Genomic DNA, 24,958 nt, shown 5'->3' on the forward strand with positions numbered 1-24,958 from the left:
TGCATAAAAAATATATTAATTAACCGATTTTTCACAGCGTGAAACAGAAAATTTTAAGTTTTTAATGAAAAAGCATTAACAATAGGTGCGGAAAAGACGATAATACTTTTAAATTAGTTAAAATTATTGTCGAATCATGAAAATTCAGCATATACAGAGAGTCCAAACCTGAGGAACGGGGTGCATGAGAATGATGAGATTAGAAACGCGCGACATCTTGAATATCACAAGGAAGCAAATTACCAGTATTTTTAAAATGGAGCCGGTTGAACTGAAATTTGTCAATGACTATCAGGGTGAGCAGTATCTGCTGACCAATGATAAGCTGCATCTCAGCAACCAGCATTATTGGGCTAAGGTCATGGAGTGTGTGTTCGAGAACCATGTCAGACCTGTTCTGATGTGCGAGGTGCTCTACTTCCTGCGCAATGAGTTTCTGGAAAGTGACATCAAGCTGATGTTCTCCTATGATTTTGCGGAGGACTCGGAGGGAACAGCTTCGGCTTCGGCTGAGATCAGCTTCAAGGATTCTCCGGATCTGCAGCCTGATGAAATTGCTGAATTGATCGATTTTGCGCTGACTTTGCAGGATAAGCAGTGGTTCGAGGAACTGACTGCCAAATATAAACAGCTCACTCTTCAATAGTCGTACTATTAAAATAAAACGCGCCCGGCTCACAGGATGATAGCATCCCTGAGACCGGGCGTTTTTGTCTTCATTCGGCGGAAGACAGCCAGCCCTGGGCCGAGCAGTCTACCAGATCTGCGAGAAAGCTGATCCACTCTTCCGTGTCGTTCAGGCAAGGGGCTACCTCCAGCATCTCAGCATTTCCGCCGCCCATGGCGAAGAGCTCCCGGCCTTCTACGGCCAGCTCATGCAGCGTTTCGAGGCAGTCTGTGACTAGTCCAGGAGAGAAAATAAGCGGCCGCCGGATTCCGCGTCCGTGAAGCTCCTTCAGCGTGTCCGCAGTCGACGGCCCTACCCAGGTCTCCGGCCCGAAACGGGACTGGAAGGAGAGCTGCCAGCGTTCCGGGGTCCAGCCCATAGCTTCTGCGAGCAGACGGCCTGTCTCCTGGCATTGCTGCGGATAGGGATCTCCGGTCTCGGCATAACGGCGGGGAATGCCGTGGAAGGACAGGACATAATAGTCCGGGTCTTCACTCATGGCGCGGATTTGCCGCTGTAATAAGGATTGTATCGCTGCGATATAGCCGTGTGCATCATGGTAGGCTTCTACGAACCGCAGCGCAGGTACGAAGCGCTTGGATACCTGCCCGTAGCGGCTATGTCGTCCCAGAGCGGCAAAGCTTGCAGCTTCATAGACGGAAGCGGTCGTTGTCGAGGAATACTGCGGGAATAACGGAAGGACTATGATGCGGGTCACTCCCGAAGCCTCCAGCTTGCGGAAGGCTTCAGCCATGCCGGGTGTGCTGTAAGCAAGCCCCAGCTCGACTTGATAGCTGCTGCCCAGCAGTGCCTGGAGCGCAGCCTGCTGTGCTCTGGAGTGGACGAGCAGAGGCGAACCCTCTTCCATCCAGATCTCCTGATACAGCTTCGCGGACCGGCGCGGACGGGTGCGCAGAATAATGCCGCGCAGCAGCGGCTGCCAGAGCAGCGGATGATAATCAATGATTCTGCGGTCGGACAGAAACCGCTTCAGATAAGGGCGGACCGCCTTGGCGCTCGGGGCGTCAGGGGTTCCGATCTGAGCAAGAATAACGCCTATACACGACTGATTCATGAGCAGCTGTTCCTCCTTTCCATGAACATGACATCGTTTAAAAATATCATATTCAAGCACAACCACACAATATAGTATATCGCACGGCTATCATATGAAGGAGGATATGGGAGATTATGAGAGGTGTAAGAAATATATATTTTGTGTTATTGCAAAAAAGTGATGTTTCTTATAGGGTGTGTGATTTTCTACACAGAGAAAAGAGTTTCAATTTTGTTACCATCAAGCCAGAAATATTCACCAGCAGCTTGAAGTCCACTTATGTGAATTAATTCACTCCATTATGTGAATTGTTTCACCTTTTGAAAGATTGTATATATAGATGAATCTTTTCTTACACGGGCTGGGCCGAGCAGGAATGAAGGAAGGAGTGGGTGACGTTCAGGAAGAGTTGGCTGCTCTTCGTAATCAGAAGGAAATGAATGGACCAAAACGATTTGAAAACGCTACATACTACTGGGGATAATAAAGGAGAATACGCATTTGAAAAAATTAATTTCTTTGACTGTAAGCGCAGCCTTGCTGCTCGCGCCATTAGCCTACACGATTAACGCACCGGCTTTGAACCTGAAGGTGGATGCGGTTTCAGCAGCCTCGGAAGAAGCGCCGGCAGCGACTGCTAAACCAGCTCCGAAGGCAACAGCCAAACCGGCGCCAACTCCGAAGGCAACAGCCAAACCGGCAGCCACTCCGAAGGCAACAGCCAAACCGGCAGCCACTCCGAAGGCGACAGCCAAACCGGCAGCCACTCCGAAGGCGACCACTGCACCCGCAGCAACAGCTAAGCCGGCAGCGACCACTGCACCGGCGGCATCCGCCAAGGCAACTGCAAAGCCAGCAGCAACCGCGAAGCCTGTAGCAACAGCAACACCAGTTACTGTGCACAAGGATGTATATCAGGATGGAGTATATGTAGCCTACGGAGATGCGTATTCCAAAGGTACAGAGGGTGCGAAGGTAACGATTAAAGACGGCAAGATTGCCGATATCGAGCTGCTCAGAACCAGCCCGAAGATCATCGACCGCAATGCCCGTGAGAATTACAGCGGCGTGTGGGCAGCCTACGGTCTGATGAAAGACAGACTGATGGGCAAAACCAGAGACGGCGCAGCTGCGGTTGATGCTGTATCCGGCGCAACCCGTACGAGCAATGGCTGGAAGCTGTCCGTAGACAGAGCTTTTGAGCGATCGCTTGCGCACCAAGCGGCTGATGCCACTTATTTCAATGGAGTCCACATGGGTGTAGACCCTGAGGCCAAATATGCAGTGTTTGCTACTTATGAAGCAAACAAGCTGACTGCGGTTAAATTGTATCCGCTGAGCGCTACCGGAGATTTCGTGGATGAGAAGACATATACGGCTGAACAGACCGCAGCGATTGCCGCAATCACTCCTGCACTGCTCGCCAAAGGTGCTAGTGCGCAGCCGGTAGCCGGCTTCGAGGCAGAGACCAAAGCCGCAGTGAACGCCTTCTGGGATGCCGAACAGAATGCCAGCATCAACAACAAGGCTGCTTATGTTGACGGATTCTACTCTTCCTACGGTACAGCAAGAAGTGTAGGCGTGGAGAGAGCGGATGTTGTGATCCGTAACGGCAAGCTGGTGGATGTGAAGCTGTTCAGACTTGGCAGCAACCTGATCGACAGAGGTGCAACCGCCTATGCAGAGGTTGTGAAGGCGAATGCTCCGATGACTGCCAAACTGCTGGCTAACGGATCTTACATCGCTAACTATAATGAGAAGGTAGATGGAATCTCCGGTGCTACGGAGAGCAGCCATGGCTGGAACCAGGCCGTAGAGCGCGCTTTTGAGAAAGCCTTGAAGACTCCGGATGAAGGTCGAACCTTCGACGGCAAATTTGCCGGTGTGGATAATCAGTCCAAGGTTATGCTGCTGGTGGATATCGATGCTGACCAGGTAACGGGAATCAAGCTGAGCCTGTTCGGCGCAGACGGCAAGCTGATTGCAGATGACAAACGTACGGAAGAACAGAAATCATTGGTCGACAAGCTGACCGCCGGACTGCTCGCAAGCGGCGTGCAGGCTCCAGATATCGCCGGACAGGAAGCCCTGTCGGCTGCAGCGAAGGCAGCACTGACGGATGCTTTGACTAATGCGTCCAAAGTACAAGGCACTTATAAAGACGGCACCTTCACCGCTTATGGTGATGCGTATGACAAAGGCACGAACAAAGCAGATGTTACACTGCGCAACGGCAAGATCGTAAACGTTGCTCTGTCCCGTGTAGGCATGAACATGGTTGATCTGGGCAAAGCCGCTTACGCTGAGGTGCAAAAAGCTATTCCGGTGCTGACCGCCAGCTTCCTGGCCGCAGGTACAAGAGAAGGCGCTCAGGATGTAGATGCGGTATCCGGCGCTACCAGCAGCAGCAATGCGCTGAAGGCAGCCGTTGACAGAGCTTATGGTAAAGCGGAAGTTACGGAAACGGATAAGGCTGCGTATTTCGATGGTATTTTCATCGGCGCAAGTGTGGATAAAACTGTAAATGTCATGGTTACTACTAAGTATAATGTGCCTGTAACTATGGCTGTGTACTACCTGGATGATAAGGGTAAAGTAAGATATAATCTGACGGATGATGAACTGCTTGTGAAATACGAGATCGAGAATACCTCGAACGGCAAGGGACTGCATAAGTACGGGTACCGTGCAGCAGCCTTCGGAGCGAATGATGCCCAGAAAGCCATCTCCGCCAAAGCGGTAGAAGCGATCAAAGCAGCGCTCGAATCTGCCGGAAAATAACAGAATCTATTTATTAAGGGTTGTCCAAGGTCATGCAAATGGCCGCCGGGACAGCCCTTTTTTCAGGTGTGGACATAAATAGAAATGCCAATCGTATAGTAATTTAAAGGGATTTGGGAAGGGAGTGTCAAACCTCTAATATACACACTAATATACCCAGCAGGCCCAGGCCTGTAAGTCATAGGAGGCTTCACAATGACATTAATCAAACAGCTAGCCCCGCAGGATGAATTCACCGGCTTCTATCTGCTTAGAGAACTGGTGCTGAAACAGACGAACGGGACTCCTCCCAAGGATTACTTCGATATTGTACTAGGTGATGCCAGTGGTCAGATTTCGGCGAAATACTGGGACGTCAGCGTGACGGATAAGGAGACTTTTTTCCCGATGGCGCTGGTGAAGGTCCGGGGAATGGCCCATACGTACCGCGAGAAGCTCCAGGTCAAAATCACCAAGCTCAGACTGGTCAATGAATCCGACGGGGTATCGCTGACCGACTTCATCCGATCGGCCCCGGTGCGCCCTGTGGACCTGGTCCATACGATCAAGAACGAAATGGCTAGTATTGCTGATCCGGAGATTGCAGCGATTGTGAACTTCTGTGTCGGTAAGGTAGAAGAGAAGCTGATGCATTATCCGGCTGCCAAGACCCACCATCATGCGTATTTCGCCGGGCTTGCTTATCACATGGTACGTATGCTGGAGATTGGGGATTTCTTGTGCAAGCAGCGTCCGTTCCTGAATCCTGATCTGATGAGAGCGGGCATCATCCTCCATGATATTGCCAAGCCTGAAGAGATGATCTCGCAGTACGGCATTGTGTCGGACTACAGCGTGCACGGAAAGCTGATTGGACATATCTCAATGGCTTCAAGCTGGATTACAGAAGCGGCCATCCGCACCGGAATTGATCTGGAATCCGAGAAGGTCATGGCGCTTCAGCATCTTGTATTGTCCCATCATAATCTCGGGGAGTGGGGAAGCCCAGTCCAGCCGCAGACGGCTGAAGCGGTTGCCCTGCATCATATTGATGCGATGGATGCCAAGCTGCAGATGGTGGAGGACGCTCTGGATACTACGCCGGAGACGGAGGAATGGACGCCGTTCATTAGAGGACTGGAGAATAAGGCCGTCTACCGGCTGAAGTTATAACGACTGAGACCCTTGTATCGCTGAAAATAAAGCAATCCCCCCATTCCGTAGTTGCGGTTTGGGGGGATTGCTTTATTTAGGACCTTCAGCCTCCGCTGCGGCGGCGGACTCAGCCGCAGCCTTCTCTGCAGGGCCATCGGCCTCCACCGTAAGACCGTAATGGCTGCATAGGGCACGGAGTCCGCCCGGGAACCCCTCGCCAATTGCAGCGAATCTCCACTTATCCTTATAACGGTAGAACTCGCCGATAACAACGGACATGCCTGGCATAACATTCCGGCTGAAGGGGAACACCGCCAGCCTGACTCCCGTCCGGGAATCAATCAGTGATACGGAAGCGTTCCAGATCGGGCCCGGATGCCTGTTACCGCTGAACTCCGGAACGGTGAAGGCCAGCGCAATCCGTGTAATGGCTGCAGGCAGATTGCTTAACTGAAGATAAAGATGCCCCATATGCGCAGCAGGCTTCGAGGAGAAGACGGAGCCGCTGGGGTCTTCCATATTCCCATAAAAAATAAGCTCCCGCTCCTGCTCACAGCGTCCGCTCTCCCGAAGCAGAAAGGCAGCAGTCTCCGGCTGGCTCACTTCCGTGTGCAAAGCCGATGCATCCCACTCCACAGCCGCAAGGAGTCTGGAAGCGCTGAGCTTGCCGCCGATATCGACGCGCTGCCCCCGAACCAGTGTAGGGACAGCCGCAGCACCGGCGGCTGGAGGTGCTGCGGCCGGAAGCTGGTCAAGTGAAGCTGCTGGCGCTTCACCTTGTGCCTGCCCGGCTACCGTTCCGCTAACTTGCAAGCCCGGGCTTGCAGCAACCGCGGTCTTAGCGGCTGCCTTCTTCCCGGCCGCCGGCTTTTTCGCGGCCTTCTTGGGCGCTGCTTTGAATGGCGTATACCCGCCGTCATACATCATCCCGGCCTTATAGCCCTGGCTGCCGGCTAACAGCAGCGGATCGAACTGCTGCCACTGCTCCATCAATTTCAGGAGAATCAGTGCAGAAGCTCTGGCATCCTCCAAGGCATCATGGTGCTTCAGCCGGATGCCGAAATGCGCCGAGATGACATTCAGCTTATGGGAGGGGAGGTCCTGGAGCATTTTTTTGCCGAGCAGGTAGGTACATAAATATTGAAAGCCGGGATAGCAGAGAGAGTAGTCGTCCAGGCAGTAGCGCAGCACACTCATATCGAAGGCGGCATTATGCGCGATCACAATCTCCCCTTGCAGCAGCGGCTCTACCGTAGGCCACAGCTCCTCGAAGGTAGGCTGGCCTCTGACCATCGAAGGTGTAATGCCATGAATGGCAATATTCATCCCGTCGAACGGTTGCTGCGGGTCTATCAGCCAGTTATGTTCTGCTGTAACGATACCATCGCGGACCTGAACAAGCCCCAGGGCACAGGCGCTGGAGCGGCCGGAATTGGCAGTCTCAAAATCTATCGCAGTGAAATTCATCAGGTAAGGCCCCTATCTATCATCTAATACCATTCATATTAAAGGAGCAAAGCTGGAAATACAATGCGTTCAGAGTATGCAAGGCTGCGCCAATGGGGTATACCTTATCTATGAACTTCTGGAATAGACTGCTATGAAGAGGAGATGAGAGATTTGCAGCTGTCAAAAGGTCAAAAAGCCGATATCACCAAAGGAAGAGACGTAAGCGACATAACGGTCCAGCTCGGCTGGAATACACGGCGTAACGGAATAGGGGTGGACGCAGCAGCCTTTCTGTTGTCGGATCAGAACCGGTGTGAACGTGATGAAGACTTTATTTTCTATGGCAATCCGGTCTCCAGGGATGGGGCCATAGCTCATGCAGCGGATGGGGAGAACGGGGCGAGCCTATCCATTTCGTTAGCAAAAATACCTCAGCATTATGCCCGCATTGCGGTGACCCTGACCCTGTACGAGGGGGAGCAACTCAATCAGCGGATGAAGGACTTGTCCGGCTTGCAGCTAACGCTGACAGATCGCAGGACTGGGGAAGAATTGCACCGCTTCGAGTACGGGGCAGATTTGTCAGAGGAGACCGCTGTCGTAGCCGGCGAGCTGTACCGCTATCAGGGAGAGTGGAAGCTCAGCGTAATCGGCAGCGGGTATAATGGGGGACTTGCGGCCCTGTGCCGAAGCTACGGGCTTGAGGTGGAACAGGAATCCGGGAACGAAGCCGCAGCGGCGGCTGAGGTAGTGGAGCACATAACTGACGGAATGGAGAAGACAGCTGGGTTAGTGGAGCGGACACCTCGGGTGTTGAAGCAGACCCCAGAGGTAATCCGGCAGCCCGAGGCGGAACCTCTGCTGAATGTGTTGTCATCTATTAATCTGCGCAAAAAGATCGTGGAGCTCACCCTGGTCAAAAAACAGCTCACCGGTGTCACCGCAAGGGTGGGGATTGTGCTGGACATCACCGGCTCCATGCGTAGTCTCTATGCCAGAGGCGTGGTGCAGGAGGTGGTGGAACGCATTCTCGCCGTTGCCAGCAAGTTCGACGATAACGGCTCGCTGGATGTATGGGTCTACGATACGGAATTCAGCAGACTTCCGCCGGTTACCGAACGGGAGCTTGGCAGCTATGTCTTCACCCATATTACGAATAATGATGCGATTCATAAGTTCGGACGCAATAATGAACCGCCGGTGATGCAGGATGTCATCCAGAAATACACGAAGGAGGAGCCGGACACGACGCCTGTGTTCATTATCTTCATCAATGACGGCGGTGTAGTGAAGCTGACCCGCAAAGTCATCATGGCGGCCTCTTCTCTTCCAATCTTCTGGCAGTTTGTAGGCATCGGCGACTCTGACTTCGAGGTGCTAAAGCAGCTCGACACGATGAACGGCCGACTGGTGGATAACGCCAGCTTCATGCACCTGGACCGCATCGAGGACGTATCCGACGAGGAACTGTATGACCAGCTGTTGAATGAATTCCCGCAATGGCTGAAGGCTGCGAAGGCGAAGGGGATTCTGTAGCAGCATTCGCGGGGAGGCACATAGCCTCTGCTAAGTAGCAGCCTTCGCTCTATAGCAGAATTCGCAGGAAACGCAGAGGTTCCGCTCTATAGCAGAATTCGCAGGAAACGCAGAGGTTCCGCTCTATAGCAGAATTCGCAGGGAAGCGTGTAGCCTTTACTCTTTAGCAGCATTCGTAGGGAACCCTAGAACCTCCGCTCTTTAGCAGCATTAACAGTAAACTGAGTTTGCCTCCCTACTGCGGGCGGATTGCACATCAATGCCAGGAATGTTGCATATAATGCAGCTTTGATTCCTGAATATTTGGGCGTCCATGAGGAATGTTGTAACAATTGCAAGAATTGTCCACGTTAAGCCGCCCGGAGGAGCAAGAAAGCTGACTTTTATACAACAATTTAGAGTTTTGGTCCAAATGATGAGAAGATTGTTGTCTTGTGGGCAGGATTTTTGGAATTTACCAGCCACAGCGGCACCCCAAGCAAGACCCCAAGCGGAACCCGAAACAAACCCGAAGCGGAGCCCTAGAGCGCTCCGCTGAATTGGTTATCGCCGTAAGAAAAGGGCAGCTTAGCCTGTTACCCTGGCCTTAGAGGTTGGTTCCACCTGTGGATCGGCGGAGACCGGCAGCTCCAGACGATAGCCCTTGACCAGAGTATCCCCGTTCTTCAGATCCGTCTCATAAGCCCGCTTGAAGCCGAGTCTCTCATACAGCCTAATCGCAGAGGCCATCATATCCGAAGTGTGCAGGTTCAGACTGGCTGCCCCCAGCGCAATGGCCCTTTCTGCGGCTTCTTGGATTAGAAGTCTGGCCACCCCGCGCCCCCGGACCGCCGGAGATACAGCCAGCAGACGGATGATCGGCGTATGGATATCCAGCTCCGGTCTGCCGTAAGCAGCCTCTGAGGAGGTGAACAGCAGTACGCTTCCTACAATTTGTCCGTCCAGCTCCGCTACAATCCGGAGAACCGGTGCATCGCCATGAACTGAGCCGAGAATAGAATCCCGGTACTCCGCCCAGAACGGCTCGGACAGCACGGCTGCATATTCGCTGTAAGCTTCGAGCAAGACCCCGGCAATGGCTCCACGGTCGGAAGCTGCGGCTTCACGGATTACAAGTTCTGTTGAGTGATTCATCTGGTGCCTCCTGTCCGGTAAAGGGATGTGGCGTTATTATAATACACAAATCCGATGAGCATAAGTGGAATTTAATGATTTCGATTAATCCATAGAAAAGTTCTATCTGAAATTGTGATCAATAGGATGGTTTCGGCTATTCCGTCAGTTGACAAAAAAATAGCCTCTGCATAAGATTAATTAAATTCATTGTTAAACGATAGGAATAATGTAATTATTGATGCAGAGGGGGACTATGCTTGAATATCGAGAACATTGAGGCTTTTGTCTACATTAACCACTATGGAAGCTTCAATAAAGCGGCAGAGGTGCTCTATATCTCACAGCCGACAGTGACTGCCCGTATCCAGTCGCTGGAACGGGAACTGGACTGCAAGGTATTCGACCGGCTGGGCAAGCAGATTAACCTGACGGATAAAGGCCGCCAGTTCCTCCCCTATGCGCAGCAAATTCTGCAGGTCTATCAGAACGGCAGGCATCAGATCCAATCCAAAGGCCAAATCCCCGGCGAGCTGAGAATCGGCAGTACGGTATCCGTCTCCAATTATCTGATGCCCCATCTCCTGCTCCATTTGAAGCAGCGGTATCCGCACATCCGAATGAAGCTGACTACCGCTCCCACCGAAGTGTTGATTGAGAAGCTGAAGGCGAAGGAGATCGATCTCGCTTTTATCCGCAAGGTTGTGAATCCGGCCATCCAGTCCTTTCCTTTCTGTGAAGACCCCATCTCGCTGTATGTGTACGCCGGTCATCCGCTGGCCCGCAAGGGCCGTGCTTCGATCCGGGAGATCTCTGAGCAGACCCTCGTATTCTTCGAATGCGGCTCGCTGGACTGGATGCGTCTGCATCGGGTATTCGAGAGTATGGAGCGTCCGCCGGGCATTGTCTATCAGGTGGATAACCTGGAGACTGCCAAGAAGCTGGTGCTGAAGCAAGCAGGAATCTGCTTCCTTCCAGCCTTGAGTGTGCAGGAGGAAGTAGAGGCGGGGACGCTGGTAAGGGTGGATATCACGGAAACCGAAGGCATCTCCCTGCGGACTAGTCTGATCTCGCTGAACGGAGAGAACGCGGAATTCCTGAACACCCTGCTGGAGCTGGGGACGGGGACGCTGAGTAAGCTGAATTGACTTCTTGAATAACCATATTAAGAAACTCTATTAGCGCATGGCAGCGTGCAGTGATAAAGTTAATTGCATATAATCACCACTAAACAGATAGGGATTATCTAAATTGAAAAGGGGTTTGAGACATGAACAAGACAATATCGTTCGCATCCACACTGGTACTAACGCTGCTGATCGCTGGCTGCGGCAATAATAATAGCGTAAGTAGCGGCAAGGCCGCAGAGGCCGCCCCTCAGAATAGTGCGAAGTCCACGGCTGCAGCCGCCGATCCGGCTAAGGTGACCAAGATTATAGTCGGCACCGGGACAGCTTTTCCCAACGTCTGCTTCATTGATGAGAACGGCAAGCTGACCGGGTTCGATGTGGAGCTGCTGAAGGAGATTGACAATCGCCTGCCGGAGTATGAGTTCGAATTCCAGACGATGGATTTCAGCAATCTGCTGCTGAGTCTGGAGACGAAGAAGATTGACCTGGTAGCCCATGTCATGGAGAAGAACCCAGAGCGGGAGCAGAAGTACGCTTTTAACAAGGAAGCTTATGCCCACTGGAGAAACCGCATCGTTGTAGCCAAAGGGAATACCTCAATCCAGACACTGGACGATCTGAAGGGGAAGAAGGTACTGACCGGCGCCACCAGCGCGCAAGCGCAAATTCTTGAGAACTATAACAAGGAGCACGGTGCGGATTCGATCAAAATTGTCTATCAGAACGGTGCCGCCAACGATACGGTCAGCCAGATTGATTCGGGCCGGGTAGATGCTACCCTTGCTGCGGATTTCGTATTGCCGATCATCGACCCGCAGAGCAAGCTGCAGGCGGTGGGTCCCGAGCTGTCCTCTGCTGATATTCTGTATGTGCTGCGCAAGGATGATGCCCCTTCACAGAAGCTGTCGGAGGCCATTGACGGAGTGGTCAAGGAACTGAAGACAGACGGCACGCTTGGCAAAATAAGCACACAGTGGCTGGGGGCGGACGTCACTACCTCATCAGTTCAATAATGCGCGAGGCGCGTACAGCTCTGAAAGGAGGTGCAGGATGGGTGCACCGTTTGATCTAGGTTTTGTCTTCTCGTTCCTGCCCAAGCTGCTGACTACGCTGAGCACCACACTGCTAATCGTAGCCTGCTCGCTGCTCGCAGGGATGATTGTCGGATTTATCATTGCGCTTCCCCGCCTATATAAGGTGCCGGTCCTGAAGACCTGCGCTGAGGTGTACATTTCTTTTTTCAGAGGGACGCCGATTCTGATTCAATTATTCCTGTTCTATTACGGTCTGCCTGAGGTGCTGAAGCTGGTGAATCTGGATATGACGCGGACTCCGGTGCTGGTGTTCGTAATTCTGACCTACGGTCTGCATACCGGGGCCTTCATGTCGGAGATGATCCGCGCTTCAGTTATAGCAGTCGATAAAGGCCAGGTGGAAGCGGCTTACGCTACGGGGATGACCTCTTATCAGGCTTTTACCCGTATTGTGCTGCCGCAGGCGCTGGGCATTGCGATTCCCGTCTTCTCGAACCTGGTCATAGCGCTGCTGAAGGATACTTCGCTGGCGTTCACGCTTGGGGTGATGGAGATGACGGGCAAGGCTCAGACCCTGGGCAGCGCGACCCAGCATTTCATTGAGACTTATATTGCGCTTGCCCTTATCTATCTTGTGATCAGTTTGTGTATTGAGAGGCTGCTGCTGGTTGCGGAGAAACGTCTGCTCAGGCATGAAGCCCAGGACAGCCCGGCTAAGAAGCGGTTCACTCTGCAGCGAAAAGCGTCTTACCGCACAATCGTCGCGGATATGGGAGCGGGTAAAGGAGGCGGTACGTTATGAAGCTGGACCCATCGTTTATCTGGACAGCGTTTCTGCAAATTCTGGGAGCCATTCCTACGACGTTGTATATCACGGTTGTGTCCGTGTTGGCAGGCTTCGTGATTGGTACGGTCGTGGCTCTGATCCGGATTTATAGAGTCCCCGGGCTGTATCCGCTGGCCGTAGGGTATGTCACATTCATCCGCGGCACCCCGATGCTGACGCATCTGCTGCTGATTTATTTCGGGCTGCCGATGATCATCGACGGGCTGGCTGCACAGTTCGGCTGGAGCTTCCGCTCTGCATCGATCCCGATGATCGGCTTTGCCTATATCTCCTTCTCCATTACGGCAGGGGCCTATATGTCCGAGGTGGTGCGTTCCGGTCTGCTGGCGGTGGACCGCGGTCAGCTCGAAGCAGCCCATTCCATCGGAATGAGCACGCCCCAGGCGCTGCGGCGGATTGTGTTCCCCCAGGCGCTGGCGGCGAGCCTGCCCAATCTGTCGAATTCCGTGATCGGGATGCTGCACGGGTCTACGCTGGCTTTTACCGTATCGGTGGTGGACATCAATGCCCAGGCGCAGATTGTCGCTTCAACCAACTGGAAGTTCTTCGAGGCTTACCTGGCGGCGGCGCTGATCTTCTGGGGACTGACGTTCCTGATTGAGCGGGCAACAGCCCTGATCGAGAAACGGATTAATCTATATAACCGGGGGGGAGTCGCATGATTAAGCTATCGCAGCTATCGAAGTCGTTCGGGCGCCATCAGGTGCTGAACCATATTGATCTGGAGGTGTCCAAGGGGGAGGTGGTCGTCATTCTCGGTCCCAGCGGCTCCGGCAAAACAACCCTGCTGCGCTGCGTGAATGTTCTGGAGAAGCCCAGCAGCGGCGAAATCTCCATCGGGGACTTCAAGCTGGACTTCCGGCACGCCCGTAAGAAAGATATCCACCAGCTCCGGCAAAAGACCGCTATGGTCTTCCAGCAGTATAATCTGTTCCGGCACAAAACAGCGCTGGAGAATGTGATGGAAGGCCTGCTGATCGTCAAGAAGCTTCCGAAGGAGGCAGCGAGAGAGAAGAGCGTCGCCCTGCTGGAGAAGGTGGGACTCGGTGCGAAGCTGGATGCCTATCCGAGCCAGCTCTCCGGCGGCCAGCAGCAGCGGGTCGGGATTGCCCGGGCGCTTGCCCTGGAGCCGGAGGTCATTCTCTTCGATGAACCGACCTCAGCACTTGACCCGGAGCTGGTAGGTGAAGTGCTTGCGGTAATCCGCAAGATCGCCAAGGAAGGCATCACGATGATTGTGGTGACCCATGAAATGGGATTCGCCCGCGATGTGGCGAATCATGTGGTGTTCATGGACGGCGGAGTGATCGTCGAGGAGGGCACGCCCACGGAGGTACTCAACCATCCGCGTGAAGAACGAACGAAGCAGTTCCTGAAGCGGATTACGCCGGAGCTGAACTATTCCATCTAGGAGGCATATCTATGGCAATTACAATCAGCGTACTCGACCAAAGCCCGATTTATCCGGGGGAGACACCGGAAGAGGCTTTTGCGCATACGATCAGCCTGGCACAGCTATCGGAACGCCTCGGCTTCCGCCGCTTCTGGGTATCCGAGCATCATGATTCCGAGCAGGTAGCCGGATCTTCTCCTGAAGTGCTGATCTCGCACCTGCTGGCCAAAACGGAGCGTATCCGCATCGGCTCCGGCGGGATTATGCTTCAGCACTACAGCCCCTACAAGGTGGCTGAGAATTTCAACGTGCTGGCTTCGTTGGCCCCGGGACGGGTGGACTTAGGTGTAGGACGCGCTCCCGGCGGCCTGCCGCGTAGCACGCAGGCATTGCAGCAGGGCGGCGGAGAAGCTGCTTCGTTAACGGACAAGATTGTGGAGCTGGAAAAGTATGTGCATAACCGGCTGGAGGCGAAGCATCCTCTGCACGGGCTGAAGGCAGGCCCGCTCCCCGGCATCCCGCCGGAGCTGCATGTGCTTGGCGCCAGTGTCGCGAGCGCCGAGATCGCAGCCAGCCTGGGCCTGCCGTATGTGTTCTCATTGTTCATCGGCGGCGATCAGGCTGTTGCTCTAGAGGCGGTGCGGGCTTACCGCAGCGGCTTCAATAGCAGCGGAGGGCAGGAGCCGCAGGTGATTATTGCGCTGGCTGTCATCGTGGCCGATACGGAAGAGGAGGCCGTAGAATTGGCCGGAGCGCATAAGCTGATCCGCATCCGCTTCGCCAGCGGCAAGACCCTGACTCTGGCCAGCCGGGAGCAGGCCGAGGAGTTCACCCGCCAGAGTGAGGAAGCGTACACGCTGGAGGAGCGGGAGCTTGAGATTACCAAAGGGACGAAGGAGACCGTACGTGAGCAGTTGCTGGCGTTAGCTGAAGCTTCCGGTGTAGAGGAGTTCATCGTCACTACGAATATACAGCCCTTCGGCAAGCGGCAGCGTTCCTTCGAGCTGCTGAGTGAGGCGCTGGCCGGGGCTATTGCAGGGGCTTCATTATGACCAGTACAGCCGCAGAATCCGCTGCCCAGGCAGTGCATTCACTGGCGTTCAATGAGCGTCTGGTTGAGATCAGGCGTCATCTGCACCGGCACCCGGAGCTGTCCGGGGAAGAGGTTGAGACTACTGCATACATCACATCGCTGCTGAATCAGGCGGGGGTGAAGATTACAGACTACGGGCTGAAGACCGGGGTCATTGCCGAGGTCGGCGGCCAGCACGGCGGTCCGGTAATTGCTCTGAGGGCAGACATCGATGCCCTGCCGATCCAGGAAGAGACGGGGCTGACGTATGCTTCGGAGGTTCACGGCAGGATGCATGCCTGCGGGCATGACTTCCACACGGCAGCGCTGCTTGGAGCTGTGTATCAGCTCAAGGCGCAGGAGAGCAGCCTGAAGGGAACGGTGCGCTTGTTGTTCCAGCCCGCCGAGGAGAAGGCGAAGGGAGCGCAGCAGATCATCGCAGCCGGAGGGCTGGATCAGGTCCGTGCCGTGATCGGCATGCATAATAAGCCGGATCTGCCTGTGGGCACCATTGGCATCAAGGCCGGCCCGCTGATGGCGGCCGCAGACGGCTTCGCGGTCCGTATCCGGGGCTTCGGCTCCCATGCGGCCGTGCCGGAGGCCGGGATCGATCCTATTGTAGCCGCCTCGCATATTGTAACGGCGCTGCAGTCCATCGTCAGCCGGAATGTGGGCAGCCTGGATAGCGCAGTAATCAGCGTTACGCAGATCCACAGCGGCAATTCGTGGAACATCATCCCGGACACGACAGTGCTGGAGGGGACGATCCGTTCCTTCGATGAAGCGGTGCGCGGCAGGGTGCTGAAGCGGTTCGAGGAGGTGGTTAGAGGTGTGGCTGCTGCACTTGGAGCTGAAGCCAGCGTGCGCTGGATCGGCGGGCCGCCGCCGGTCATCAACGATGCGCTGCTTGCCCGGCTTGGCGAAGAGACGGCAGCGAATCTGGGCTATACCGCCGTGCAGCCGGTGCCGTCTCCGGCCGGGGAGGACTTCGCCTTCTATCAGCAGGCGGTTCCCGGTTTGTTCGTCTTCACCGGCACAGCCGGCAGCCGGGAATGGCATCATCCCGCCTTCGAACTGGATGAAGCGGCGCTGCCGGTAGGCGCAGGGTTCTTCAGCGATCTGGCGGTCCGTGTGCTTGAACATCTGGCGGCGGAGAGGGGTGCAGATCATAGCGGAGCATTCTGATTATGATGTCATTATTGTCGGCGCAGGCTCTATGGGGATGAGCGCAGGTTATCATCTGGCCCGGCGCGGGGTGAAGACACTGTTGATCGATGCCTTCGATCCGCCGCATACGGAAGGAAGCCATCACGGGGATACCCGGCTGATCCGGCATGCCTATAGCGGCGATCCGGCCTATATTGACCTGGCGCTCCGTGCCCAGGTGCTGTGGGAAGAGGCGGAGGCAGAGAGCGGCCTGGAGCTGCTAGCTCCGTCCGGCGTGCTCAATCTGGCAGACAGCAGGTTCTATTCCTTCGCCGGACGCCATAAGGAGGCGCGGAAACGGAAGGTCCGGGCGGAGCAGCTGGATGCGGCGGAGATCCGCCGCCGCTGGCCGACCCTGACCCTTCCGGAAGCATTTGAGGCCATGTATGAGCCCGATGCCGGTTATCTCTACAGTGAGCGGTGCATTACAGCCTACCGGCAGCTTGCGCTTGCTCATGGAGCGGAGCTGCTGACGAATACACCTGTGCTGAAGGTGACGGCCCGTGCAGGGAGTGTCACAGTCCATACGAAGCAGGGAGATTACCATGGAGCCGCTGCTATTCTCAGCGCCGGTGCCTGGTTCAGCTCATTGTCGCCCTTCGTCAGCCTGCCCATTAGAGCCGTACGCAAGGTAGTAGGCTGGTTCGGGAGTACGCCTGACTTCGATGCCGGGAGATTCCCCGGGTTCACACTTGGTTCTGAGGAAGGCGGGTTCTACGGCTTCCCCGCTATCGGCGGGGCAGGGCTGAAGATCGGCCGCCACGACACGGGCGAAGAGTGGAAGCCGGGTGAACCGCTGGCCCCCTTCGGCAGCCGGGAGAGTGATGAAGGCGACCTGCGCCGCGTGCTCGAAGCTTATATGCCCGGCGCTGCCGGGAAGCTGCTTAAGGGTTCTGTCTGCAAATATGAGCATACACCGGATGAGGATTTCATCATTGACCGCCATCCGGCACACAGCCATGTGCTGTTGGCCGGAGGCTTCTCGGGCCATGGCTTCAAATTCTCCAGCGCGGTCGGAGAGATTCTTGCGGAGTTGGCTATGCAGGGACATACCCGGCAGAATATAGCTCCGTTTGCGTTGTCGCGCTTCTCGGCCGGACTTGAACAGCAACCATCAAAACTAACAATGGAGGGACAATAAATGAGCAGTGTGAGTGTGGAGCTAGACAGTTACTTGAATACACATGGGCAATTGGTCCAGGCGGTGGAAGGCTTATCCGAAGAGCAGCTGAGGTGGAAGGCGGAGCCGTCAAGCTGGAGCGTGACCGAGGTGCTGGCCCATTTGGCGGATCACAGTATTGTGGTCTCCTTCCGTATCCGTGATATTCTGGCGGATACGAAGGTTCAGCTCCCGGCATTCCAGCAGGATGCGTGGGTCAGTGGACAGCATAGTAATCAGGGGAAGGCCGCAGACAGCCTGGAGCTGTTCAGCAGCCTGTTGCATTACAACAGGCTGCTGCTGGGAAGGCTGAGCCCCGCAGAATGGGAGAAAAGCGGGATTAACTTCAAAGGCGAGCCGGTGCGGATTACCGATATTGTCCGCAGCTTCACCGCTCATGTGCAGAATCATCTGGCCCAGATTGAACGGGTGAAGCGGGGAGCTCAGGCTGGTCAAGCGAATCTAGCGAATCAAGTATCGCAGCAAGCGGCTCTGTAGGAATATTATCATGAGGAACCAAGCGGACTGAATACCAATTCGAGGAGGAATGAACATGACGAAATCAAGACAGTTGAAGCTGGGGGCTTTATTGCACGGAGTGGGAGGAAGCACCTCCATGTGGCGCCATCCTGATGCGAAGCCCGATGCCAGTGTGAACTTTGAGCTATACAAGGAGTGGGTCCGCAAGGCGGAGGAAGGCAAGCTGGACCTGATCTTCATTGCCGACGGTCTGTTCATCAATGAGAAGTCTATCCCTCATTTCCTGAACCGCTTCGAGCCGCTGACCATTCTTAGTGCATTGGCGGCAGTCAGCAGCCGGATTGGTCTGGTCGGGACCCTGTCCACCTCTTACAGTGAACCGTTCACGGTAGCCCGGCAATTCGGCTCGCTCGATGTGATTAGCGGAGGACGGGCCGGCTGGAATGTGGTGACTTCACCGCTCGAAGGCTCTGCACTGAATTACAGCAAGAAGGAGCATCCCGATCATGGCAAGCGCTACCGCATTGCCGCCGAATATCTGGAGGTGGCACGCGGGCTGTGGGATTCCTGGGAGGATGATGCTTTTGTACGGAACAAGGAGACAGGCGTCTTCTTCGATAAAGATAAGCTGCACACGCTCGGTCACCAGGGGGAATTCTTCTCGGTAAAGGGACCGCTCAATATCGCCCGCTCGAAGCAGGGACAGCCGGTGATTTTCCAGGCAGGCTCCTCGGAGGTCGGCAAGGATTATGCCTCAAGCGTGGCAGATGCCATCTTCACCGGACATGATACCCTGGAATCGGCGCAGGAATTCTATAAGGATGTGAAAAGCCGGGTAGCCTCGTTCGGACGCAACCCCGATGAAGTGTTAATCTTCCCGGGGATAGCACCGATTCTCGGGGCCACCCCGGAGGAGGCGGAGCGCAAATACCAGGAGGTTGCCGGACTGGTAACGGTCGAGAATGCGCTGAACTATCTGGGCCGGTTCTTCGAGCATCATGACTTCTCGCAGTATCCGCTGGATGAGCCGTTCCCGGATCTGGGCGATCTGGGCCGGAACAGCTTCCAGAGCGGAACGGACAAAATCAAGAAGGATGCCAAAGAGCAGGGCTTAACCCTGCGGCAGGTTGCCTTGCAGTCGGCTACGCCCCGCAGCAGCTTCATCGGTACACCCGAGCAGGTGGCCGATCAGCTGCAGGCCTGGTTTGAGGGCGGGGCCGCCGACGGCTTCATGCTGGCCGCAGCCGTACCGCACGGCTTGGAGGAATTTGTTGATCAGGTGGTTCCGATTCTGCAAGAGCGCGGGCTGTTCCGCACCGAATACGAAAGCGATACCCTGCGGGGGAATCTCGGCTTGCCTATTCCGCAGAACCGCTACACCAAGGCCACTGAACCGGCCGGGCAGGTGTGAATCAGATGCATTCCAGCAGACGTTGATGGCGTACAGGATGATTCAACAGCACTAGAAAAAGGATGCTATCCCTATGACCAGGGAGGCATCCTTCTTGTATTACGGACGATACCGTCAGCTTACTTCCGGTTACGGAGGCGTTCCAGCTCGGCTTCCACCGCGCTGTTCATGGAAGAGTCATGAGCGGCTGCGGCCAGTCCGGCTTGCTCGGCCATTGCTTCCTGCATAGCGATTTTGTCCTCCATCCGTTCGAATCCGCGTGAGGCTGTGCCGTTGTTCAGCACCTGGCCTGGATAGCCTGCCGGAGAAGCGGTGCTGTAAGCCTGGGCTGCTTGCTTGATCTCTGCGGCCTTGCGGGCACGTTCGGCCAGTTCGGCTCTTTTGGCTTTGAGGCGTGTATGTTCTTCCTTAACGCTGTTAAGCTGTACTTCAAGGGAGGCCAGTGTAGCCTGAGTTTCTTTTAGCCCGGCGGTGCATTCCTGTTCGCTCTCCGTGTAGCGGAGCTTAGCCATTACCGCCAAGCGGGCAGCAGGTTCATTGCCCTCGCTCATGAACTGGACTGCTTCCCCTTCACTGCGCTCTGCGAGCACTTTGTATTCATAGATCCGGCGCTCCAGCACACTGGCTGCTGCCTTGAGTTCACGCTGTTTGCCTTCGGCATTAGCAATCTTGTCCTCCAGGTCCCGCAGGTATTGACCGGTTAGTAGGATCGGATCTTCCAGTTTGTTCAGTCCTTCATGAATAGCAGCCTTGGTTAGTGTAGTGATTCTTTGGAATATGCTCATTATAATAATCTCCTTTATATGTGGGTTTAATTGGTTTGGTTATTTTGGCAAGGGGTATCGCAAGTAATTAGTAGTTGTTGAAGCTGTCATCGAATCCGCCGTAAGATTCTTGTGGGATAATGAGACTGCCGATGATGTAGAGCAGGATGGCTGTACCGAAGCTGAAAAAGGCGGCAGCAGCAACAATCAATCTTACCAGGGTCGCATCAACATTGAAATAGCGTGCCAATCCTCCGCATAAGCCGGTGAGTTTCTTGTCCGTTAAGGAGCGGGTTAATTTTTTTGTCATATTGAATCTTCCTCTCATATTAGATGACCGCCGGTAGCCGGCGTGTTCATTTCCGTTGTCTATGTATGTATTGTACGTAATTATTCTTCCTGGCAAAACGGCCTGCAGACTGTTCTTGAATCCCGACTTTAGTCGGGGATGGGGACCGCAATAGGACGGGGAGAGGCTCGGGAAAAACGTTAGATACGCGCAGCCGTGCGGATTTTACACAATGGGTTGCTCAGGTTCATCCGGGGTTAACACTGGAGGATTAGACTTAACTCTAGCGTAGCCTAACTAACATACGGGAGGACTAGCCATGGGAATTCACAAGTATTTTCGCTCACTGAATGAGCTGGAGCGCATTATCCGCTGCCCGGGCAAATTCAAATTCGAGGAGCATAGCGTTGCGGCCCATTCCTGGAAGGTCGTGCAATACGCGAAGACGCTGGCGGATATTGAAGAGAAGCATGGCGCGGTGATCGACTGGAAGAAGCTGTACGAGATCACGAGCAGCCATGATTACGGGGAGATTTTTATCGGGGATATCAAAACGCCGGTGAAGCACTCCTCGCTCCAGCTCAGGTCACTGATCCAGCAGGTGGAGGAGGGCATGATCGACAACTTCATCAAGGAGCATATTCCGGACGAATTCAAAAGCATCTTCTACCAGCAGCTGCGCGAGGGCAAGGATGAGTCGCTGGAGGGACTGATTCTGGAGGTTGCGGATAAGATGGATCAGGTGTATGAGGCCTTCGCCGAGCTGCAAAGAGGGAACACGGAGAAGGAATTTGTGGTGATGTACCGCAATGCACTGATCAAGATCAAGCATATTGACCTCAAGTGTGTAGATTACTTCCTGGCAGAGATTCTGCCGGACATGGTGAACGAGGAGACGCTGTCTCCGATTGATATCAGGCAGATTACGGAAGAGGCGCTGGCTCTGTAGAGGAGCTGTGGCTCTTTTTTTGATACCATACAGCCGATCCGTTAAAAGCAATATGCAGCAGAATCGTCAGCACCAGTGACTCCGTAACCTGCGCAATTAACCCGAAGGAGATCCCTGCGCTCAGAGCGAATAGCATAAAGCGGATACTCTCGCGGTTCAGCCGGTAATACTGCAAATGGGACACGGCGAATAGGAACGCAGTAAGGAGAATAGCGCCGCTGACATCAATGATTCCCGTGGCATGGAGCTGTCCAAGACCCGGATGCTCCGCGAGAATGGGCAGAACCAGCCCCCGGAAGGCAATCTCTTCAAAGATCGGGAAGCACAGCACGAAGTTGACCGTATTATATGTTCCCACTGGATTATAGCCGGAGGATCGGGAGATGATCAGGTTCACAAGCAGTATGATAAGGAACAGCGGAAGTACTCTCATCACCTGATGCGGCAAGCCAAACGTATAACTGTCACTCCAGAGAACGCTTCCAGCAATCATTCCGGCCCCCCAATAATAGATCGTATACCGAACCTGTGCCCTGGCAACCAGCCCAAGAACCCTCTCGATGATCCGGTAGGAAAAAGACAGCAGTACAGCAATAGCGCATAACTTCAGTAATAGCATGAATGTTAATCCTCCTGAGACGATGATAGTGTTATACTAAAGGAAAAATAAGGATGGTGCATTCCTGTTGCAGTATTTCAATCTTATACCCATTTCCACTACGTTAGTCTGGTTCAGCGTTCTGTTCCTGATCGTATGGGCTGTCGACTTCTTACAGGGCGGTTCCCAGGTACAGCTTCAAGCGGTTAGCCTCCGGGAGCGGACCAAGTCTATTCTTGCAGATATTCTGATCTTTGCCGCCTTGAACGGTTTGCTTATGTACGTCCTTCATCCCATGGATAATCTGTTGCTGATTTCGCTGGCTGCCGCAGGACTGCTTGTTACATACTACTTGTCTTCAAAAGCGGACGGGAAGCGCTTACGCTTCAAGCCCTGGATTGTGCTGATCCATGTTCTGCTCGGCGCAGGCTTCTACCTGTTGTTCGGTATGCTGCTGATGAGCAGGCTGGTCGTCACCTATAACCTTAACATGACAAAACAGTTTGATATACTCTTTTTTGTCTATGGCCAGGACCGGCCGGTGGTGTATGGTATATTGCTGATTATGGCTGTGCTCTATTTCGTGATCGGGAAGCTGCTGATGCAGCCTCTGTATAGCTGGTACAGAGCGCTTTATTTCGGAGGATCAAAATAGCCCCCGGACCATACGAATGGCCGGAGGCTGCTTAGCTACACCTGAAAACGATATCCCGCTCCCCACACGGTCTGAATATACTTCGGGTTGCCGGGGTCCGGCTCGATCTTATCGCGCAGCCTGTTGATATGGACAGCTACGGTAGCGTTATCGCCCATGGCATCGAAGCCCCAGATCCGTTCATACAGGGAATCCCGGCTGAAAACGATGTCCGCATTGACAATCAGGAAGTGCAGCAGGTCGAATTCCTTCTTCTTCAGCTCCAGCTCCCGGCCATGCAGATAGGCTCTGTGCGATAAGGTATGAATGACGAACGGACCACTCTCGATCCGGCTCTCTGTGTTGCTGCCGCTCATGCCCTTAAGACGAGCATACTGAGCTAGATTGGATTTGACCCGGGCCACTAGTTCACCTGGTGAAAAAGGCTTGACGATATAATCATCGGCCCCAAGCCCTAGTCCCCGGATCTTGTCGATGTCCTCCTGCTTGGCCGTGACCATAAGGATAGGAATGTCGAGCTGGCTCCGCAGCTTACGGCACACCGAGAATCCGTCTTCCCCAGGCAGCATCAGATCGAGCAGAATAAGCTGGAATTCCTCTGATAGCGCCAGCTCCAGCCCGGTGATGCCATCCTCGGCAACCTCCACCGTGAAATCATTGATTTCCAGATAATCCCGCTCAATCGCTGCAATCGCACTGTCATCTTCAATGATTAATACTCTGGTCATGCTCAGGCCCCTTTGTTCGTAACTGGCAATTTGATAATGATGCGCAGCCCCCCTGCGGGGGAGAGCTCTGCGTGAATGCTTCCGCCCATCCGGCTGACGGCTTTGGCTGTGATTGCCAGCCCCAATCCGCTGCCCTTAGTCGGGTTATTGCGTGAAGGATCGCTGCGGTAGAATACATCGAACAGCTTATCCAGCGCTTCCTCGGGTACTCCGGGTCCGTTATCCTCTAAGCAGATCAGCATATGGGTACCCATTACCTTGGTACGGATCGTGACCTGGACGCGTTCTTTATCTTTGTATTTCCAGCTATTCTCCAGAATGTTGAAGACCATGCTGCTGAACTGCGCGGGATCGGCGTAGATATACACTTCCGCAGCCAGTGCGGCAATGACTACGTCCAGGCCCTTCTCTCTGTATTCTTCGGCAGTGACCTTGATTAAGGAGAAGAGCTCCTGATTAACCTCCAGCACCTCTGGTTCATAGGGATAATCGCCCAGATCCATTTTGGAGAAAAGAAAGATTTTGCCGACCATCCGGTCAATATCCTCCGCCTTGTTCTTGATCATGGTGATATATTTCTTCTGCGATTCAGGTGTTGAGGCCACTCCATCCAGCAGTCCTTCCGAATATGCGCGGACAGAGGTCAGCGGGGAACGGAGGTCATGCGATATCCCGGCCAGCAGCTCCTTGCGGCTCTCCTCCTGCCTCTGGATCAGGCGCTGGGATTCCTTGAGGCGGATAGCCATATCATTGAAATCCTCACAGACAGAAGCGAATTCATCCTTGTTCCCGTACTCGATTCTGACATCCAGATTGCCGTCCCGGATCTGATGCACCCCGTCTACCAGTGTATCCAGAGGCTGCTTAATCCGCTTGAATACAAATCGGGTAAGAAATTGATTCGTTACAAAAACCGCAGAGATGATGCCCAGGGTCACCAGAATAAGGAAGGTTGCCATAGCCGGAGTCACTTGTCCGTCTGTATCATCAGTGGCCGTACCGATAATGCTCACCGTATATGCCCGGCCCTCAGCCTGTATCTGCTCCGTATAGACCTCTTTATTGGCCAAGGAAGCGAATCCTTGTCCATCCATGGCGCTGACGATCTGCAGCAGCTTCTCTGTCTCCGGGGTCTCGTGAAGATTGAAGCGGATCAGATTCTTCTCTGAATCGTAGATAACCAGACTCATATCCGCCGGCTTCAATATGGCTTGGATCTGGCGGCGGATCTCTTCCTGCTTCGGTTCTCCTTTGCCCTCCAGCAGCTTGGCGGATAGCTGGACCAGATCATCATATCCGTTATAGAACGGACCTTGCTTATCATGCTTCGATACCATGAACTGAAGCGAGATTCCCACATAAGCGATAATTAGGGAAATACATACGGGGATTACAATCATCAGGATATTAGAGATGAATAGGCGCCGCTTAATGGTCATACCCGGTTCCTTCCTGCAGACAATTTATCGTACCGTTTCTTCCATCATAACATTCGTTGCAGCAGCA

At 54.2% G+C, this 24,958-nt stretch carries 24 protein-coding genes and 1 pseudogene; 17 read left to right on the forward strand and 8 right to left on the reverse strand.

Features of this window, described 5'->3' with window-relative positions:
* Nucleotides 1-190: 190 nt before the first annotated feature.
* Nucleotides 191-646, forward strand: coding sequence for an IDEAL domain-containing protein (locus tag MKZ07_RS31215; protein ID WP_036691179.1), 456 nt, complete (start codon nt 191-193; stop codon nt 644-646).
* A 70-nt stretch (nt 647-716) separates the two neighbouring features.
* Here the strand turns inward: MKZ07_RS31215 and hemH are convergent, their stop codons facing one another.
* The gene (gene hemH / locus MKZ07_RS31220; RefSeq protein WP_341029394.1) at nt 717-1,742 is read right to left on the reverse strand and encodes a ferrochelatase; all 1,026 of its coding nucleotides are present in this window, start codon (nt 1,740-1,742) and stop codon (nt 717-719) included.
* A gap of 483 nt (nt 1,743-2,225) precedes the next feature.
* On the opposite strand from hemH, the gene MKZ07_RS31225 reads away from it, so the two are divergent.
* Nucleotides 2,226-4,505 (forward strand): FMN-binding protein, encoded by a 2,280-nt coding sequence (locus MKZ07_RS31225; RefSeq protein WP_341029395.1) that lies wholly within the window; start codon nt 2,226-2,228, stop codon nt 4,503-4,505.
* Between the two features lie 195 nt (nt 4,506-4,700).
* Complete coding sequence (locus tag MKZ07_RS31230) at nt 4,701-5,657, forward strand: 3'-5' exoribonuclease YhaM family protein (RefSeq protein WP_036691120.1); 957 nt, start codon at nt 4,701-4,703, stop codon at nt 5,655-5,657.
* A gap of 72 nt (nt 5,658-5,729) precedes the next feature.
* On the opposite strand, the gene MKZ07_RS31235 is transcribed toward MKZ07_RS31230, so the two are convergent.
* Nucleotides 5,730-7,106, reverse strand: coding sequence for a TerD family protein (locus MKZ07_RS31235; protein ID WP_341029397.1), 1,377 nt, complete (start codon nt 7,104-7,106; stop codon nt 5,730-5,732).
* 144 nt (nt 7,107-7,250) lie between these two features.
* Between MKZ07_RS31235 and MKZ07_RS31240 the strand changes: the two are divergent.
* Both MKZ07_RS31240 and MKZ07_RS31245 read left to right on the forward strand, forming a co-directional pair.
* A pseudogene (locus MKZ07_RS31240) lies at nt 7,251-7,772 on the forward strand (TerD family protein); the annotation flags it as partial.
* A 186-nt stretch (nt 7,773-7,958) separates the two neighbouring features.
* The gene (locus MKZ07_RS31245; protein WP_341029819.1) at nt 7,959-8,624 is read left to right on the forward strand and encodes a vWA domain-containing protein; all 666 of its coding nucleotides are present in this window, start codon (nt 7,959-7,961) and stop codon (nt 8,622-8,624) included.
* A gap of 567 nt (nt 8,625-9,191) precedes the next feature.
* Here MKZ07_RS31245 and MKZ07_RS31250 read toward each other — a convergent pair.
* The gene (locus tag MKZ07_RS31250; protein ID WP_051493179.1) at nt 9,192-9,758 is read right to left on the reverse strand and encodes a GNAT family N-acetyltransferase; all 567 of its coding nucleotides are present in this window, start codon (nt 9,756-9,758) and stop codon (nt 9,192-9,194) included.
* Nucleotides 9,759-9,997: 239 nt separating this feature from the next.
* Between MKZ07_RS31250 and MKZ07_RS31255 the strand changes: the two genes are divergently transcribed.
* The 10 genes from MKZ07_RS31255 to MKZ07_RS31300 all read left to right on the forward strand — a co-directional run bounded on the left by MKZ07_RS31255 (nt 9,998) and on the right by MKZ07_RS31300 (nt 19,469).
* Nucleotides 9,998-10,885 (forward strand): LysR family transcriptional regulator, encoded by an 888-nt coding sequence (locus MKZ07_RS31255; protein ID WP_036691118.1) that lies wholly within the window; start codon nt 9,998-10,000, stop codon nt 10,883-10,885.
* A gap of 122 nt (nt 10,886-11,007) precedes the next feature.
* Nucleotides 11,008-11,880: a transporter substrate-binding domain-containing protein gene (locus tag MKZ07_RS31260; protein WP_036691117.1), complete on the forward strand. Its 873-nt coding sequence runs from the start codon at nt 11,008-11,010 to the stop codon at nt 11,878-11,880.
* Between the two features lie 37 nt (nt 11,881-11,917).
* Nucleotides 11,918-12,703 (forward strand): amino acid ABC transporter permease, encoded by a 786-nt coding sequence (locus tag MKZ07_RS31265; RefSeq protein WP_036691115.1) that lies wholly within the window; start codon nt 11,918-11,920, stop codon nt 12,701-12,703.
* A complete protein-coding gene (locus MKZ07_RS31270; RefSeq protein ID WP_036691113.1) occupies nt 12,700-13,410 on the forward strand; it encodes an amino acid ABC transporter permease in 711 nt (236 codons plus the stop codon). Before MKZ07_RS31265 ends, MKZ07_RS31270 begins: the two co-directional genes overlap by 4 nt.
* A complete protein-coding gene (locus MKZ07_RS31275; RefSeq protein ID WP_036691112.1) occupies nt 13,407-14,159 on the forward strand; it encodes an amino acid ABC transporter ATP-binding protein in 753 nt (250 codons plus the stop codon). Before MKZ07_RS31270 ends, MKZ07_RS31275 begins: the two co-directional genes overlap by 4 nt.
* Nucleotides 14,160-14,170: 11 nt before the next feature.
* A complete protein-coding gene (locus MKZ07_RS31280; protein WP_341029399.1) occupies nt 14,171-15,193 on the forward strand; it encodes an LLM class flavin-dependent oxidoreductase in 1,023 nt (340 codons plus the stop codon).
* Nucleotides 15,190-16,398 carry an amidohydrolase gene (locus MKZ07_RS31285; protein ID WP_341029401.1) on the forward strand — a complete coding sequence of 403 codons (1,209 nt, stop codon included), beginning with the start codon at nt 15,190-15,192 and terminating at the stop codon, nt 16,396-16,398. The genes MKZ07_RS31280 and MKZ07_RS31285 overlap by 4 nt, the downstream gene beginning before the upstream one ends.
* Nucleotides 16,355-17,560: an N-methyl-L-tryptophan oxidase gene (gene solA / locus MKZ07_RS31290; RefSeq protein WP_445670319.1), complete on the forward strand. Its 1,206-nt coding sequence runs from the start codon at nt 16,355-16,357 to the stop codon at nt 17,558-17,560. Before MKZ07_RS31285 ends, solA begins: the two co-directional genes overlap by 44 nt.
* Nucleotides 17,561-18,076: a DinB family protein gene (locus MKZ07_RS31295; RefSeq protein ID WP_051493177.1), complete on the forward strand. Its 516-nt coding sequence runs from the start codon at nt 17,561-17,563 to the stop codon at nt 18,074-18,076.
* Between the two features lie 55 nt (nt 18,077-18,131).
* Nucleotides 18,132-19,469, forward strand: a complete 1,338-nt coding sequence (locus MKZ07_RS31300) for an LLM class flavin-dependent oxidoreductase (RefSeq protein WP_036691109.1) — start codon at nt 18,132-18,134, stop codon at nt 19,467-19,469.
* 119 nt (nt 19,470-19,588) lie between these two features.
* On the opposite strand, the gene MKZ07_RS31305 is transcribed toward MKZ07_RS31300, so the two are convergent.
* Nucleotides 19,589-20,254 (reverse strand): PspA/IM30 family protein, encoded by a 666-nt coding sequence (locus MKZ07_RS31305; protein ID WP_051493176.1) that lies wholly within the window; start codon nt 20,252-20,254, stop codon nt 19,589-19,591.
* A gap of 67 nt (nt 20,255-20,321) precedes the next feature.
* Nucleotides 20,322-20,543: a PspC domain-containing protein gene (locus tag MKZ07_RS31310; protein WP_036691106.1), complete on the reverse strand. Its 222-nt coding sequence runs from the start codon at nt 20,541-20,543 to the stop codon at nt 20,322-20,324.
* 298 nt (nt 20,544-20,841) lie between these two features.
* Here MKZ07_RS31310 and MKZ07_RS31315 point away from each other — a divergent pair, with 298 nt between their 5' ends.
* The gene (locus MKZ07_RS31315; protein WP_036691104.1) at nt 20,842-21,471 is read left to right on the forward strand and encodes a YfbR-like 5'-deoxynucleotidase; all 630 of its coding nucleotides are present in this window, start codon (nt 20,842-20,844) and stop codon (nt 21,469-21,471) included.
* Here the strand turns inward: MKZ07_RS31315 and MKZ07_RS31320 are convergent.
* Nucleotides 21,446-22,090, reverse strand: a complete 645-nt coding sequence (locus tag MKZ07_RS31320) for a CPBP family intramembrane glutamic endopeptidase (protein WP_051493175.1) — start codon at nt 22,088-22,090, stop codon at nt 21,446-21,448. The genes MKZ07_RS31315 and MKZ07_RS31320 overlap by 26 nt on opposite strands.
* 67 nt (nt 22,091-22,157) lie before the next feature.
* Between MKZ07_RS31320 and MKZ07_RS31325 the strand changes: the two genes are divergently transcribed.
* On the forward strand, nt 22,158-22,724 hold the full coding sequence (locus tag MKZ07_RS31325) for a hypothetical protein (protein WP_036691102.1): 567 nt from the start codon (nt 22,158-22,160) through the stop codon (nt 22,722-22,724).
* A 35-nt stretch (nt 22,725-22,759) separates the two neighbouring features.
* Here MKZ07_RS31325 and MKZ07_RS31330 read toward each other — a convergent pair whose 3' ends face one another.
* Together MKZ07_RS31330 and MKZ07_RS31335 are read right to left on the reverse strand one after the other, a co-directional pair.
* Complete coding sequence (locus tag MKZ07_RS31330) at nt 22,760-23,452, reverse strand: response regulator transcription factor (RefSeq protein ID WP_036691100.1); 693 nt, start codon at nt 23,450-23,452, stop codon at nt 22,760-22,762.
* A gap of 2 nt (nt 23,453-23,454) precedes the next feature.
* Nucleotides 23,455-24,891 carry a sensor histidine kinase gene (locus MKZ07_RS31335; RefSeq protein ID WP_036691098.1) on the reverse strand — a complete coding sequence of 479 codons (1,437 nt, stop codon included), beginning with the start codon at nt 24,889-24,891 and terminating at the stop codon, nt 23,455-23,457.
* Between the last annotated feature and the right edge of the window lie 67 nt (nt 24,892-24,958).

Source organism: Paenibacillus sp. FSL P4-0338, from assembly GCF_038002365.1.
Lineage (GTDB): Bacteria > Bacillota > Bacilli > Paenibacillales > Paenibacillaceae > Paenibacillus_AQ.

Bases quoted from the DNA above. Each gene is read 5' to 3' on its own strand.
- MKZ07_RS31285 (WP_341029401.1), top strand. From the start codon at position 15,190: ATGACCAGTACAGCCGCAGAATCCGCTGCCCAGGCAGTGCATTCACTG.
- MKZ07_RS31280 (WP_341029399.1), top strand. From the start codon at position 14,171: ATGGCAATTACAATCAGCGTACTCGACCAAAGCCCGATTTATCCGGGG.
- MKZ07_RS31275 (WP_036691112.1), top strand. From the start codon at position 13,407: ATGATTAAGCTATCGCAGCTATCGAAGTCGTTCGGGCGCCATCAGGTG.
- MKZ07_RS31260 (WP_036691117.1), top strand. From the start codon at position 11,008: ATGAACAAGACAATATCGTTCGCATCCACACTGGTACTAACGCTGCTG.
- MKZ07_RS31330 (WP_036691100.1), bottom strand. From the start codon at position 23,452: ATGACCAGAGTATTAATCATTGAAGATGACAGTGCGATTGCAGCGATT.
- MKZ07_RS31235 (WP_341029397.1), bottom strand. From the start codon at position 7,106: ATGAATTTCACTGCGATAGATTTTGAGACTGCCAATTCCGGCCGCTCC.
- hemH (WP_341029394.1), bottom strand. From the start codon at position 1,742: ATGAATCAGTCGTGTATAGGCGTTATTCTTGCTCAGATCGGAACCCCT.
- MKZ07_RS31320 (WP_051493175.1), bottom strand. From the start codon at position 22,090: ATGCTATTACTGAAGTTATGCGCTATTGCTGTACTGCTGTCTTTTTCC.
- MKZ07_RS31315 (WP_036691104.1), top strand. From the start codon at position 20,842: ATGGGAATTCACAAGTATTTTCGCTCACTGAATGAGCTGGAGCGCATT.
- MKZ07_RS31295 (WP_051493177.1), top strand. From the start codon at position 17,561: ATGAGCAGTGTGAGTGTGGAGCTAGACAGTTACTTGAATACACATGGG.
- MKZ07_RS31230 (WP_036691120.1), top strand. From the start codon at position 4,701: ATGACATTAATCAAACAGCTAGCCCCGCAGGATGAATTCACCGGCTTC.
- MKZ07_RS31250 (WP_051493179.1), bottom strand. From the start codon at position 9,758: ATGAATCACTCAACAGAACTTGTAATCCGTGAAGCCGCAGCTTCCGAC.
- MKZ07_RS31305 (WP_051493176.1), bottom strand. From the start codon at position 20,254: ATGAGCATATTCCAAAGAATCACTACACTAACCAAGGCTGCTATTCAT.
- MKZ07_RS31215 (WP_036691179.1), top strand. From the start codon at position 191: ATGATGAGATTAGAAACGCGCGACATCTTGAATATCACAAGGAAGCAA.
- MKZ07_RS31265 (WP_036691115.1), top strand. From the start codon at position 11,918: ATGGGTGCACCGTTTGATCTAGGTTTTGTCTTCTCGTTCCTGCCCAAG.
- MKZ07_RS31335 (WP_036691098.1), bottom strand. From the start codon at position 24,891: ATGACCATTAAGCGGCGCCTATTCATCTCTAATATCCTGATGATTGTA.
- MKZ07_RS31300 (WP_036691109.1), top strand. From the start codon at position 18,132: ATGACGAAATCAAGACAGTTGAAGCTGGGGGCTTTATTGCACGGAGTG.
- MKZ07_RS31270 (WP_036691113.1), top strand. From the start codon at position 12,700: ATGAAGCTGGACCCATCGTTTATCTGGACAGCGTTTCTGCAAATTCTG.
- MKZ07_RS31310 (WP_036691106.1), bottom strand. From the start codon at position 20,543: ATGACAAAAAAATTAACCCGCTCCTTAACGGACAAGAAACTCACCGGC.